Source organism: Streptomyces sp. NPDC091376 (genome assembly GCF_044757085.1).
In the GTDB taxonomy this organism is placed as follows: domain Bacteria; phylum Actinomycetota; class Actinomycetes; order Streptomycetales; family Streptomycetaceae; genus Streptomyces; species Streptomyces pratisoli.
The window spans coordinates 1-13153 of the sequence record NZ_JBIVUF010000023.1 but is presented as its reverse complement, the minus strand read 5'-3'; the positions used below and the strand labels follow the sequence as shown (position 1 = coordinate 13153).

Here is a 13153-nt window from a genome sequence, read left to right as displayed (position 1 = left end):
ACAGCGTCTCCGGTGCCACCCGGCTGATGCACCGGCTCGGCTTCAGCCCGCAGGTCCCCGCACGCAGGGTCGCCGAACGCGACGAGCAGGCTGTCATGGTCTGGAAGGAGGCGACCTGGGCGGAGGTAGAAGAGCCCAGGCGGCCTCGGGTGGCTACATCTGCTTCGAGGACGAAGCAGGCTTCACCCGGAAGCCGCCCCGGGGACGCACCTGGGGCAGGCGCGGACACACCCCGGTCGTGACGGTCAGCGGACGCCGTTCGGGACGCCTGTCCGTGGCGGGACTGATCGCGAAGCGATCGGGCTCCCGCACCCGGCTGTGCCACCGCCTGCGCACCCACCGAGCGGGCAAGAGCAAGCGCCGCAGCATGGGCGAGCGCGACTTCATCGCGCTGATCGACGGGACCCATCACCTCGTCAAACCGATCGTGCAGGTCTGGGACCGGCTCAACACCCACGTCTCCCGCGCCATGCGTGAGCTGATCGCCGAGCGGGAGTGGCTGACCGTGTTCCTCCTGCCCGCCGACTCGCCCGACCTGAACCCCGTCGAGTAGGTCTGGCGCACGTCAAACGCAGCCTGGCCAACCTCGCTCGCCCTCGACCGGCTCGAAGCCCTCGTCCGCAACCGACTCACACGCCTCCAGTACCGGCCCCACACCCTCGACGGCTTCATAGCCGGCACCGGCCTGACCCTCGACCATCCACTCTCACGTTGACGAGCCGAAGTCAGTAACGCCTTGCTGTGTGCGGACGGCCCGGTGAGGACGTTGGTCGAGCTGTCCCTTGCACCTGAGCATCAGCGTGTGCATGGCGCGTTGTACGGCGGGCTGAACCGCGGGCATCTGGATCTGTCTCGGCTGCGCAGGGCGCTGGCGGGGCTGCCACTTCCCCGGACGGGATAGGGGCGGCTGATCCTGGCGACCGATGTCAGCAACTGGCTGCGGCCGGATGCGAATACCAGCCCTGATTTCACCGGGTCATATGAGGACCACTCCTCCGGTGACATCGGGAGCCAGTGTTGGGCCGTTCGTGGAGGGGATGTACTCGACGCCGGATGGTGATCTCCGGCGGGATCGGGAGCCACTGATCGGGTGGGTTTCCGGCCGGGGTGGAGTGTCTGGGGGGGCTTGCCGGGGGAATGTCGTTAGCGTGTGGCTGCGGGTCCCGGAAGCCACCTCCCTGACAAGTCGTGGCCGGGGCCCGTTTGCGTGCGCGGCAGAGACTTGGGTTTATGGCGCGCGGTGTTGCTCGAGGTCATCGAGGATGCGCTGGAAGGGCCTGCGCAGGGCTGTGGCGGCGGGGCGGCTGTCGGCACGGGCGTAAGCGGCGAGGCGTTCACGGGCCGTGGTCTGCGCCTGCCGTGGGCTCGCTTGGTCCAGGGTGTCCGTGATCGCTTCGGCGGTGGATGCGGCAAGTCCGGGCAGGTGCTGACGGGCGTCGTTGAGGACCGGGGCGAGTTCCTCCCTGCCGGTGAACGTGGCGGTTTCTCTGGCCAGGACCGTCAGGTGCGGGGTGAGCCGGTCAGCGGTGGTGATGGCGCGGGTCAGGCGTGTGACGGTGTTGCGGTGCCGGCGGCGCAAAGGGTTGAAGCGCATGGCGCGTTCGGCCTCGCGGGCGCGGACGGCATGGCCGCGGATGGCTTCGATATCACTGGTGACGGCAGCCAGGTTGTCACGGGCCGAGTCGGCATCGGTGCCGAGGACCGCGATGGTGCTGGTGAGGGCCTGGATGAGGCGAGTGCGGGAGTCCGCGGCGAGAGTGGCCAGGGTGCGGCGGGGATCGGGGGGCCATAGCAGCGGCGCGAGGAGGATCGTCACGGCTGCTCCTGCTGCGGTCTCCCAAAGGCGGTGCAGGGCGTAGGCGTCGGGAGAGGTGCTGGCGAAGACCAGGAGGGAGGAGGCAGGGACCTGGACGTTCATCGGGCCGCCGGCCCGCAGGGCCATTCCGGCGGCCAGGCCCAGGGCCACGACCAGGGTGAGCGCGACGGTAGAGGGGTGCAGGACATTCAGGACGGCGATGCCGATGCCGATGCCCGCGACGACGCCCAGGACGCGCTGGAGAGAGGTGGCCAGGGCGGTCAGGGGGTCGCCGCGCAGGGCCACGAGCGGGACGATCGCGGCGTAGACGGGCGGCTGGTCCGCTCCCAGCCACAGGGCCGTCTGCCATGCGGCGGCGACGGTGACGACGATCCGTGCCGCGGCCGGTCCCTCGGTGACGATGATGTCCCGGGCCCGGCCGGATCTCTTCGTGCGTGCGGCGGGGCTGTTCATCCGTGAGTCTTGGCGCGGCGTTCACTCTCGGTGGTCTGGTAGCGGTAGGAGTCGGTGCCGGTCTGGATGAGGGTGCAGCGGAAGGTGATCCGGTCGGCGATGGCCGCGCAGAGGCGTGCGTCGCCGAAGGTCTTGTCCCATTCGGTGAACGGTGAGTTCGTGGCGACCGCGGTGGCTTTGCGTTCCTCGCGTTCGGTGAAGATCTGGAACAGTAGTTTGGCGCCCTTGCGGTCCAGGTTGAGGTAGCCGAACTCGTCCAGGCACAAGAGGTCGATCTTGCTGTAGCGGGCGATCACGGAGGACAGACGGCGGTTGGCGTCGGCTTCGGCGAGCTCGTTGACCAGCGCGGATGTGGTGGTGTAGCGAACGGAAAGCCCGGTCTCGGCGATCGCGGTGCCGATCTCGATCAGCAGGTGGGACTTGCCGGTGCCGGAGTCTCCGATCAGGACCAGGGGCCGTCCCTCACGGACCCAAGTCGGCGATTTCAGGTCCGCGACGACCTCGGGGGCGACGTTCGGGTTCTTCTCGAAGTCGAAGTCCTCCAGCCGCTTGGGGCGGGGGAAGCGGGCCAGCCGCAGGAGCCGCTGCTGGCGGCGAAGGTCCCGGTCGGCGAGCTCGGCCTGCAGCATGTCCAGCAGGAACTGCTTGTAGGTGGCTTGCTCGCGCCGGGCGGTGGTGGCCAGGTCGATGAACCGGTCGCGGAACGCCGGCAGGCGGAGCTCCCGGCAGGCTTCGTCGATGAGCATGTCCTCCGGTGGCAGGGACATCCTGCGGCCGGGGACGCTGCTGGTGTCCGGTGCGTCGTCCTGGTTGGTGACGGTGACGGTCGCACTCATGCGCCGTGGCCTTTCTGGGTCTGGCTGTCACGGCCACGGGCCGGGCTCAGCAGCCGGTCGTACTTACTCATGTCGGGCAGTGCCTGGCGCGGGTCGGGCGGCAGACGCCGTGCGTGCAGGGAGATCACCCGGGCCCCCGCGGGGTCGGCCGGGCAGTCGTCCGCGACCGCGTCGTCGGGGCCGGCCAGGAGCTCGGCGTCCTCGGCATCGGTACCTTCCATTGCCTTGCGGGCCTCGATCGCGACGAGGTCGGTGGAGAGTGACCCGATCCGCAGACAGGTCTCCATCGCCGCCACCAGCGCATCGCCGGGCAGTTGGCGGTGCAGCAGGAGCACCTCGATCAGCATCCGGGTACCCTCGCGGTCACCGGCCTTGGTCTTCGCGGCCGCCCAGAACGCTTCGTGGACCTTGCTGAAGCCGCCTTCCGCGCGGGCTTGGGCGAGCGCGGAGGCCCCGGCGAACGCGCCGGGCTTGACCAGCAGGATCTCCAGGTAGTGGTCCAGGATGTCGTGGTAGGTGTATCGGCGTGTCAGCCGGGGATGGCGGGCTACGACCCTGCGTCCCTCGAACACCCACAGCTCGTTCGCCCGCAGTTTGACGCGGACTTTGGTCCCGATGAACTTGGCCGGGACCGAGTAGTAGCAATGCCGGACCGTGATCCGGGAGTTGCGTGCGACGGTGGGCGTCAGGTCGATCCCGCAGTCGTAATCGTCCGCCGGTAACGGCCGCAGCTTCTCCCGTTCGGCCTCGAAGTCGAACCCGATCGAGGTCGGCCGGCCGTGGATGTGCCGGGCGTCCTCCGCGATGTCGATCGCGGCCAGCCGCTCGTTCAGCTCCGCCAGGGAGCCGACCGCGGGTGGCGGGACCAGATGCTTGCGGCGGAACCGGCCGCCCTCGTGCTCGACCCCGCCCTTCTCGTGGGCGCCGTCCTCGCCGGGCGCGCAGTAGAACGCGGAGAACTGGTACCAGGACTTGAACGAAGCCCATCGCGCCGACTCCAGCCGGGAGTGGCCGAACAGCACCTGCTTGACCGCGGGCTTCAAGTTGTCGTACCGGATGTGCACCGACGGCACCCCACCCAGCACGGTGAACGCCTCCAGATGCCCTTCCAGGAACGCCTCCTGCGAGGCGGTCGCGTAAACCCGGTGGACCGCCTTGCCCGAATACGACAGCCGCAGCGTGAACAGCACGCACTTGCGGCGCTGCCCGGCCAAGTCCAGCCAGAAGTCCGCGAAATCGACCTCCGCCTCCTCACCAGGCCTCTTCGCCTGCGGGACCATACCCTCCAGATGCCGGCGGCCCTCCAGGGCCTCCGCACGGATCTCCGGACGCCGCTTGCGCACGTACTCCCAGACCGTCGTCGCACCGGCCAGCTCGAAATCGTGCTCCGCCGCCAGACGCTCCATGACCCGCGGGATCGTGTGCCTCTGCTTCGCAGGCGCGTCCAGGTCCTCACGCAGCATCGCGTCGATGAAGCCCTTCACCGGCTCCAGCACGCTCTGCCGTGGCGGCGGGGCCTTACGTTTCGGCGGCACCGGCGACTCCAACGCCTTCCGCACCGTGCTCCGCGACACCTTGAACCGCGCGGCAAGCTCCCGCCCCGACAGCCCCTCCTCACGCCGGGCCTGGCGGATCCTCTCGAACAGCCACTCCCGTGACCTGTGCACCAGCGGTCTCCCTGACCTGGACCGTGATCAACAGGCACAGCGTGAGGCCAGACGGCGCAAGCATGAGCGATTACTCCGAAAGCGGCATGTTCCACACCATCACACCAACTGGCTCCCAAACTCACCGAAGAACAACCGGCTCCCAATCCCACCGGAACCGTGGCTCTACTCCACCCCGATAAAGACAATCAGGATTCCGTAGGTCTGCTCGACTCTCCATCGCTTCGGCTGCGGCACGAGCCCTTTGACTTGCGGGTTGCGTTGGACGATCTCGACGTCGATGCCCAGGGCGGCGCCGTGCGTGACGACCTGGTTCTTGAAGCCCTGGTCGACCAGGGCTTTGCGGACGGTGCCGCCGACGTGCTCGGTGACCTGGTTCAGCAGGACGATGCCCGCAACGTTGTCGTGGGTGTTCGCGGCGAGGACGGCGACCGCGATGACCAGCCCGAGGACGTCCACGGCCAGTCCGCGTTTGCGGCCGGCCACCCGCTTGGCCGGATCATGGCCGGTCGTGGCGGCGGGGACCCCGGCGGCCGCGTGGACACTCTGGGTGTCCAGGACCACCAGAGTCGGGTCCTCTAATCGGCGGGCGCGTTCACGGACCTGGCAGCGCAGGAGTTCATGGATGACCTGGTCGGTCCCGTCGTCCCGCCAGGCCGCGAAGTAGTAGTACGTCGCGCTCTTCTGCGGAAGGTCGTGCGGGAGGTAGGCCCACTGACAGCCGGTCCGCCCCTGGTAGAGGATCGCGTTCACGATTTCCCGCATGTCATAGGCGCCCCGATGGCCGCTGACCGAGCGGTGCCGGCCCTTCCATGCGGTGATCACCGGTTCGATCAACGACGACTGCTCGTCCGATAAGTCGCTCGGATACGGTTTGCGTCCACTCACCCGATCACATCACCAGAACAACAACCGCCGACCGGCAGATTCCGCCCCGCCACCACACCATCAGGCGACAACAGAATCACTCAAAGACTCACGAACCGCCCACTAAAAGCCGGGACGGACGTCGTGGACTGCCATGCTGGACGTGGTCCGGCTGTGTCTGTGGGATGACGCGATCGCTGTCACCGCCGCCCAGGTTCGGGATGTGTCCCAGCGGCTGTATGTGGCAGGCCAGTGGCAGATCGGTGACCCGCCCGTCCTGATCGTCGTCGATGCCATCTATGACGTGACCCGCGTGGCTTTCCTGCCCGCGGACCTGCCCGTTGAGCTGCTGGGCCGGATGCGTTCGGACCGCGTCCTGTACTTCCCGCCCCCGCCACAGCTGGCGGGCAAATGCGGACGCAAGCCCAAGCGCGGGGCGGAGTTCGCCTTCGAGGTTGCGGCCGCTCAGCCGGCCCCGTCCGTCACCACGGTCACCGACACCACTCACTACGGGAAAACCATCGCTACTGCGTGGGACCGCCTGCACCCGCTGCTGATCCGGCTCTCGGCCTGGGCCGACCACTCCGAAGGAGAGCTGCCGGTCATCGAGGGCACTGTCATCCGTCTTCAGGTCGACCACCTCCGTGGCGACCGCAGCCCCAGGCCGGTCTGGCTGTGGTGGTCGGCCACCCCCTACTGCTGAAGATGTGGACCGGCTCTGGCAGGCATTCCTGCGCAGATTCGATCTTGAGCACACCTTCAGGATGTTCAGGCAGACGTTGGGGTGGACTGCTCCCAAACTCCGCGATCCGGCCGCCGCCGACCGCTGGGCCTGGCTCGTCATGCCGCCCACACCCAACTCCGCCTTACCGGCCCCTCGCAGAAGACTCCGCAAGCCCTGGGAGCGGCCCGCACGCCAAGGGCGTCTCACCCCCGCGCGTGTCCGTCGAGGATTTCGCCGCCTGCACGGGAGAACCCCTCAGCCGACCAGTGCACCGAAACCCAGCACTGCAGGCCCCGGCCGGCCAACCGGCATGAAGAACAAGCACCGTGCTCGCGAGCACCCCGTCGGGACAGGACAAACCGAACCTCGCGGCAGCCATCACAAGCCGAAAAGCCCCTTGAACACCAAGCTAAGGGCTTGCAGATCATTAACACGTAGTTTTGACCTTGTTGCTGGGCTCGTCGGTCAGGGCGAGGCCTGAGCCTTTCCCTTGATCGTGGGCACCTGGAGACTGGGATCTTGAGGTTCCAGCGGAGTGGCACCAGGTGGGAAGCAAGTACACGAAGCGGTACACCGAGGAGTTCAAGCGGGACGCGATCGCGCTCGTCGACTCCTCGGGCAAGACGGTCACCGCGGTCGCCCGGGAGCTCGGCATCAGCTCCGAGTCCTTACGCGGCTGATACCGCCGGGCAACTCGATCCGGTTCAGCAGCCGGTGGATGCGGTCCGGACCGTCATGCCCAGCCTCCTCCGCCAGCGTCCAGCCATTCTTCCGCTCCAGCGGAGCGACCAGCCCGCGCAGATACGCCAGCGACGACTCACGCGGCGCCTTCGCCCGCATGAAGACCTGGAAGATCCTCCGCGACTGCCGCCTGAAAGGCGACGGCGTCCACCACGCCATGCTCGGCATCGCCCGCCTGCATAACCTCAGCCTCGCCGAGTGACAGGTAGACTGGCTGGTCAACCGGCATCCCATAGATCATTTACGGGACAGCGCTTAACGAGCCGAAGTCAGTAGTTAGCCCACGAGCACCCTACCGCTCGGCCCGCTCAGCCTCACGTTGCATCGATTGAGACTAGATTCGAACCATGCAGTCGACTAATCGCAACTCAGTACTCGTCGCTGATGTTGCCTGACTCGCCACTTGACTCACTAGAAAGTTCGATGTATCGATCTCGCACATGGATAGGTGAATCCTCTCTTGAGGAAATTTCTTCCTCATTGAAATAGACCCCCTCATATTTAAAAGGATTGCCAGACGGCACGAAGGCCGGAGTTTCGTCCTGAAGGGCCGTTGCCGCCCACCGCTGCACGCTACGCAGTACCTCTCTCGTGGCTTCGTCACGAACCTGCTCAACCGCCCCATCAACAAACGCCATGCGAGCCTCGGAAGGTAGCTGCCTACAGGCGCCCTCACGCATCTCTTCTGCCATGAACATGGCCAACCAGCTCTTGACTCCATTGTATTGCTGCCACGATTCAGGACGCGGGCCGTCTGCTGCAAGATAGAAATCTTTCTCAGTCTCAGTGAGAGATTCCACCCAAATATAGAAGCCGACCGCGTTGCAGTCCTCCAGCATTTCTCCGGCATAGTGGGAGTAGCAGTACTTCCTGATGGCATCACGCTGTAGCAGCAGCACCTGCAGTTCGGGGTTCCGGCGCCCTAACGCCTCAAAAGCCGCCATGACCTGTCTACGGGCCTCTGACCCATGCGCCTGGCGCATGACGGTAATCCAATCTTCCTGTTTCCTGGAGATATTATCGAAGAATTCAGGGCTCTTTTCGCCTGGCAGCGTGTCAGTGACTAGAAGTGCGTGCCCCGTCAGGCTCTCGCCGTCGACAGTCGGCTCCTGGCAGGAGATCAGACGAATATCCGTGTCTCCGTAGACAGACAAGGGGCCGTTCGAGCCGAGGATTCCGTCGCAGTCATGCACGTCCGAGCAATTCTCCCCGGTGCACAACCCGGTCGGGGCGTCGAAGTCGTGCCCGGCGAGCAATATCCTCACATGCGGGCCGTGAATGGTGCGGTAGTCGAGCGCTTCAACGAAAGTCAATGCTTCTAGGCGATAGTTGGGCATCTGCTCCCTGGAGCCAGTCACGTGCGTGACTTCCGGTGCAATCCCCGTGCGGGCTATTTCATATCCCACCACCTTTTCCAAGACCGTTCGGTCGTTACAATAGGTCGAGACACTCCAACCATCGGGCACCGTTACCTGGCGGGCGCCAAGTTCCTCATGCCCATGCCCTGCCAGCCAAATGGTCATCGCAGTCCTTCATTCGAGAGTTTTCGAGCCATCGCTCCGTCCAGCGTTTCTCGGCGGTTAGGCGCCTACTGACACGCTGACTTGCGTTGGGTACTCTGCGCCATCACTTCGGCGCAATTGATAGGGCACGAAGACCTGCCCAAATTGCGCCAACTGAGATGGCTCCTCTGGGGTGATGCCTCTGACCTCTGGTTCGACGTGATGGATTTGACCTCGGCCGAATTGCGGTGCTGGGGCGGGGATCGTACTGGGCTCATTGGCGCGCTAGAAGAATTACACCATGCGTAGTCCCGAGGGGTTCTCGACAAACCTTGCGTGGCGTATGGCTCGGGAGGTCGGCTACCTATTGGCAGGGCACTGGTACCCCAGCCCTTGTAGCGAGCGGGCCCAGGACTCCGCCCAGGCAGGCGCACGTTCCCTCGGACCGGGTCGGCGGGGCCCTTGGGCCACGGTGTCCCGTGAGCCTGGTGGCACTCGGAATTTGCACAGTTCTCCCACTTCATCAGACACGGAGCCTCCTCCTTCCTCGAGCTGGCTAGATGCAGGGCGAGGACGGCCTGGACGAGGCTGGTGACGCGGGCGGTCGAGCACCGGAACCTGCGGAGGAGCCGCCAGGATTTGAGGGTGGCCATGGCCTGCTCGACGAGTGCGCGAATCTTCGCGTGGGACCGGTTGACGGCCTGCTGACCGGTGAAAAGGGTTTCCCAGCGGCCCCAGTAGGGGGTGCGAACGGTCCCGCCGGCACCCCGATATGCCTTGTCCACCCAGCACTTGATGTCGGCCGTGGCAAGGGCGTCGACGATGCCATGCTCGCGGGCCGCGCGGACATCGTGGACGGCGCCGGGCAGGGCCGGCGAGGCCCACAGCAGCCAGCCGAAGCGATCCGTGAGTACCTGCAGGTTCATCCCGTGCTTCTTGTGTTTCTCGAAGTAGAAGGGCCGGTCCGCGGCCATGCGGTCGGTCGGCAGGAGTGTGCCGTCGAGGATCTCGAACGCCTTCGTCGACGCGACCCGGATCGCGTCGGCCAGGGTGGGCACGAGGCCTGCCAGGAGTTCGACAGCCACGGTGGCATACCGGTAAGCGGTCATGGTTCCGATATCGAATCCTGCCGCGAGCTGGGCATACGTGTTTCCCATCCGCAGGCGGGCGAGTGCGAGCAGGGCCCGGCGGCCGGGGTTCAGACGCCGCCAGCGGGAGCCGATCGCGCGACGGTGCTGCCGCAGACGGGCGGACAGGAAGCGCAGGGCAGAGCTGGACACGTCGACGCTCGACGGGCAGACAAGCATACGAAGCACTCTGGTGGAGACGGTTCTCTTGGTCGAAAAACCCATCCACCAAGGGCTTCACCACGTTGTCAGCGCAACCGGCTCGCTGCTGCCACAAGTTGGAAAGGGCTCAAGGTCACGCAAGAGTTCCAACCTGCTGCTTCAGCCCGGCAGCTGGTGTGACAGACGAATGAAGCCCCTGCTAGACCGGTTCATGAACAAGATCGCCCGATCTGTCAGAGGCCTCACGTACCTGTCTCCTGTCCGGACGGGACCTGTCCAGCTCGCATCATCCTCCCCTTCCTCACTGCCCGCCTCCGTGAACGCCGCCGCGCGATCGGCAGCCCATGACGTCGGCTGAATGCCGGTCAACAAGCCGTGCTCGCGCTCGCCCACCTGCGCCAGGGCCACCCGTACACCCAGCTCGCGGCCAGGTTCGGCATCGGAACCACGACCGCCTACCGGTACATCGCCGAGGCTGTGAAAGTCCTGGCCGCGCTTGCTCCCAGGCCTTGCCGAAGACGCAGTAGGGACCGCCTCATCGAAGGCGTTCGTACTGCTGGACAGAACACTGCTGCCGACCGATCGGACTGCCGCGGACCGGCCCCTCTACTCCGGCAAGACGGATCCGGCGGGATGGCCGCTGTGGGCGCCTCACCAGCCCAGCCGGGCGCGATCCACGACATCCACGCCGCCCACGAGCACGGCATCATCGACGCTCTCGCCGAGGCTGGCGCCAGATGCTGGGCGGACCAGGCTACCCGAGGAGCCGGAGGTCCGTTCGTGTCCGATGTCCCTGATGAGGCCGCTAGGAGAAGCTCTCCTCAGGTCAGCAGGCCGCCAACCGGTCCCACGCCAAGATCCGGGCCCTCGTCGAACCCGCCACCGCCACCCTGACGACCTGGCGCCTGCTGCGAAAACGGCGCTGCTTGACCACCCACGTCACCCAGCTCGTCCAGGCAGTCCTCACCACTCCACCTCACCAGCACGACCTGAGGTTGGAAACGCTCAGTTCGCCAGACGCACCCGGGGCCTGACTGTCATTGACCTGGGCAGCGACTTCCCCTACGCCTCCCAGGCCACGAGGATCGTCCAGCACCGCACACAAGCATCAGGACACTGGGAAGCGCGCCGTGGAATGGGTCTGTGTCATTACGGAACTGTCCAGCCGACAGACGGCTCCGGAGCAGCTCGCACGGATAGCCCGCTCGCAGAGGACGATCGAGAACCGGCTCCACATCATCCTCGACAACACCTTTGCCGAGGATGTCTCCAGCATCCGCACCGGCAACGGTCCGGAGAACATGGCCATCTCCGCACCTGCAAATCAACCTGCTCCGCACCCCTCGCCACAGGAACATCGCCGTCGCGCTACGCGAGGTCTCCTACCAGCCCCACAAACGGCCACTGGACCTTTTCGGCCTCCCTTGACCATCACCGACCCATGATCACCAGGGCTCCTACCTTCGGCAGGGGCTGTTTCACGGGGCTGTGGCCAATTTGCCGACCGAGCCTCCTTGAGACTGGCGAGCTAGGAACGCTGCAATTCCAGCAGTGATCCCTCTCGCTGCCCTCTGCCGCCAGGCGGGATTCTCTAGCAACAGAGCGTCTTCCGCATTGGCCATGTTGGCGCACTCTACGAGGACGGTCGGCGCTGTCGACAGGTTCGTGATCACTAGGTCTCGCCGCGCTACTAGACCGCTTCCATCACCTACGTACCCAGCAGGCGCAGAGGACGTAGCCTCGGCGTAACGCGTCCTAATCGCCTCGCCGAGGAAGCGAGACGACGCAGCGACCTCCCTAGTAACCGTACGGCGAGCACCGGAGCCGACTGGGATAATAATGTGAAACCCCCGGGCTCTCGGCGCCAAACTGCCGTCGGCATGGACCGAAACTACGGCGTCGGCGTCCGCATCACGGGGGATTCGGGCACGCTCATCCACGCAGGGGCCCCATGGGCGGTCACCATCATGCGTGAGCCGTACTCGAGCTCCTTGAGTAATCAGCAGGTCCCGAATCCTGCGGGACACGTCAAGATTGAATCTGGCCTCGGCATAACCGCTACGGGTGGCCGTTCCTGTGTCGTCACACCTCGTCATCCGGGTACTGCCCGGCACTAGACGTTCCGTCTCGGCTATGTGTAGGTGGTTGGTCGGGTTGTGTCCCGGGTCAACAACCACTGTCTTACCGCTCAGTGGGAGCTTGGTCAGTGGAGGCTGTGTAGCGCGGGCGTGACCTTCTCCAGGAGGGGCCTTAGCTCGTTGTGTCATCGACAACATAATGCCAATCAGGCAACATATGACCCCAGTCGCGCACACCACCACAAGCCAGTGGCGGCGAGTAGCCGCCGCTGTGTTCTGGCAGATACGCATAAGCTGCCTCACCCTCAAGACTCACTCAGGAGCCAACAACACACCTAACAACTGGCCTGAGCCGCTGGCGCACAGATACCGCCACATCATGCTCGCTCCTGCCCGAGGACCTTGCCTCCTCTTGTCTGCCCATCGAGTGAACCGGCCTCACTGAGCCCATCGTCACCCGTGAGGGTGGCCGACGGCGCAAGCTCCCGCCGCACCGGCGCGCACTCGTCGCACTCGTGTTCCTGCACCACCACATGCCACAGGCGCATTTCGCCACCCTGATCGCTAATCTAGTAGCCGCCAACTCCTACCGCCCCGTCGCTCTCCTGCTGGTTGCCCTGGATAGGGCCGGCCTCAACGAGCAAATCGACGGAGTAACGGCGGGCGTAACTAACCGGAGGGCTCTAGGCGCTGCCCTCAGGCGAAGGGGACGTCCGTCCGCGCTAGCGGACCGGCTCGGCCTGTGAATCGTGAGCTGAACCTCGATGGGTGGGGCCTTTCCCTCTTGAGCGTGGACACCTTGGACACTGGGTGTCGGCCTACGGACTTGTCTCCCCAGCCCGGTGCGAGCGAACGTCCTCGGCTGCTTGGTCGCCGCATGGCCGGGGCCGGTCGATAGTCAGCCAGCCTCGGTACAGGGCGGTAGTTCCAGGGTGGGGCCTAGCCTCATCGCGCAGCGACGCCTGTAGGGCGCCCTTGACGGACCGCTCTGTCCCGAGGCTGGGAAGTCGGATGTGGCCCCGGCCTGAGCCTTTCCCTTGATCGTGGGCACCTGGAGACTGGGATCTTGAGGTTCCAGCGGAGTGGCACCAGGTGGGAAGCAAGTACACGAAGCGGTACACCGAGGAGTTCAAGCGGGACGCGATCGCGCTCGTCGACTCCTCGGGCAAGACGGTCACCG

Annotated in this window: 8 protein-coding genes and 8 pseudogenes; 8 read left to right on the top strand and 8 right to left on the bottom strand. The window is 65.7% G+C overall.

Annotated features, from left to right (window positions below):
- The first annotated feature begins 26 nt into the window (after window positions 1-26).
- From ACIQMR_RS33350 to ACIQMR_RS33340, 3 genes and pseudogenes are all read left to right on the top strand, one after another.
- Window positions 27-242, top strand: a complete 216-nt coding sequence (locus tag ACIQMR_RS33350) for a winged helix-turn-helix domain-containing protein (protein ID WP_401395540.1) — start codon at window positions 27-29, stop codon at window positions 240-242.
- Window positions 158-553: a transposase gene (locus ACIQMR_RS33345; RefSeq protein ID WP_401395537.1), complete on the top strand. Its 396-nt coding sequence runs from the start codon at window positions 158-160 to the stop codon at window positions 551-553. Before ACIQMR_RS33350 ends, ACIQMR_RS33345 begins: the two co-directional genes overlap by 85 nt.
- A gap of 168 nt (window positions 554-721) precedes the next feature.
- Window positions 722-967, top strand: a pseudogene (locus ACIQMR_RS33340) (transposase); the annotation flags it as partial.
- Window positions 968-1228: 261 nt separating this feature from the next.
- Here the strand turns inward: ACIQMR_RS33340 and ACIQMR_RS33335 are convergent.
- The 4 genes and pseudogenes from ACIQMR_RS33335 to ACIQMR_RS33320 all read right to left on the bottom strand — a co-directional run.
- Entirely contained in the window at window positions 1229-2269 is a 1041-nt protein-coding gene (locus tag ACIQMR_RS33335) for an aromatic acid exporter family protein (RefSeq protein ID WP_401395378.1), read from the bottom strand.
- On the bottom strand, window positions 2266-3105 hold the full coding sequence (gene istB, locus ACIQMR_RS33330; RefSeq protein ID WP_401395375.1) for an IS21-like element helper ATPase IstB: 840 nt from the start codon (window positions 3103-3105) through the stop codon (window positions 2266-2268). Before istB ends, ACIQMR_RS33335 begins: the two co-directional genes overlap by 4 nt.
- On the bottom strand, window positions 3102-4772 hold the full coding sequence (gene istA / locus ACIQMR_RS33325) for an IS21 family transposase (RefSeq protein WP_401395372.1): 1671 nt from the start codon (window positions 4770-4772) through the stop codon (window positions 3102-3104). Before istA ends, istB begins: the two co-directional genes overlap by 4 nt.
- A 183-nt stretch (window positions 4773-4955) precedes the next feature.
- Window positions 4956-5660: pseudogene (locus ACIQMR_RS33320) on the bottom strand (IS5 family transposase); the annotation flags it as partial.
- Window positions 5661-5790: 130 nt separating this feature from the next.
- On the opposite strand from ACIQMR_RS33320, the pseudogene ACIQMR_RS33315 reads away from it, so the two are divergent.
- Together ACIQMR_RS33315 and ACIQMR_RS33310 are read left to right on the top strand one after the other, a co-directional pair.
- Window positions 5791-6342: pseudogene (locus ACIQMR_RS33315) on the top strand (transposase); the annotation flags it as partial.
- A gap of 566 nt (window positions 6343-6908) precedes the next feature.
- The gene (locus tag ACIQMR_RS33310) at window positions 6909-7043 is read left to right on the top strand and encodes a transposase (RefSeq protein WP_266921137.1); all 135 of its coding nucleotides are present in this window, start codon (window positions 6909-6911) and stop codon (window positions 7041-7043) included.
- A gap of 13 nt (window positions 7044-7056) precedes the next feature.
- Here ACIQMR_RS33310 and ACIQMR_RS33305 read toward each other — a convergent pair.
- Window positions 7057-7188: pseudogene (locus tag ACIQMR_RS33305) on the bottom strand (IS701 family transposase); the annotation flags it as partial.
- 4 nt (window positions 7189-7192) lie between these two features.
- Between ACIQMR_RS33305 and ACIQMR_RS33300 the strand changes: the two are divergent.
- Window positions 7193-7306 (top strand): annotated as a pseudogene (locus ACIQMR_RS33300) (IS5/IS1182 family transposase); the annotation flags it as partial.
- A 166-nt stretch (window positions 7307-7472) separates the two neighbouring features.
- Here ACIQMR_RS33300 and ACIQMR_RS33295 read toward each other — a convergent pair.
- Together ACIQMR_RS33295 and ACIQMR_RS33290 are read right to left on the bottom strand one after the other, a co-directional pair.
- Entirely contained in the window at window positions 7473-8627 is a 1155-nt protein-coding gene (locus tag ACIQMR_RS33295) for a putative adhesin (RefSeq protein ID WP_401395369.1), read from the bottom strand.
- Between the two features lie 527 nt (window positions 8628-9154).
- A pseudogene (locus ACIQMR_RS33290) lies at window positions 9155-9913 on the bottom strand (transposase family protein); the annotation flags it as partial.
- 210 nt (window positions 9914-10123) lie between these two features.
- Here ACIQMR_RS33290 and ACIQMR_RS33285 point away from each other — a divergent pair.
- Window positions 10124-10929 (top strand): annotated as a pseudogene (locus ACIQMR_RS33285) (transposase family protein).
- 444 nt (window positions 10930-11373) lie between these two features.
- Here the strand turns inward: ACIQMR_RS33285 and ACIQMR_RS33280 are convergent.
- Window positions 11374-12162, bottom strand: coding sequence for an N-acetylmuramoyl-L-alanine amidase (locus ACIQMR_RS33280; protein ID WP_401395366.1), 789 nt, complete (start codon window positions 12160-12162; stop codon window positions 11374-11376).
- A 248-nt stretch (window positions 12163-12410) separates the two neighbouring features.
- Between ACIQMR_RS33280 and ACIQMR_RS33275 the strand changes: the two are divergent.
- A pseudogene (locus tag ACIQMR_RS33275) lies at window positions 12411-12530 on the top strand (IS5/IS1182 family transposase); the annotation flags it as partial.
- Between the last annotated feature and the right edge of the window lie 623 nt (window positions 12531-13153).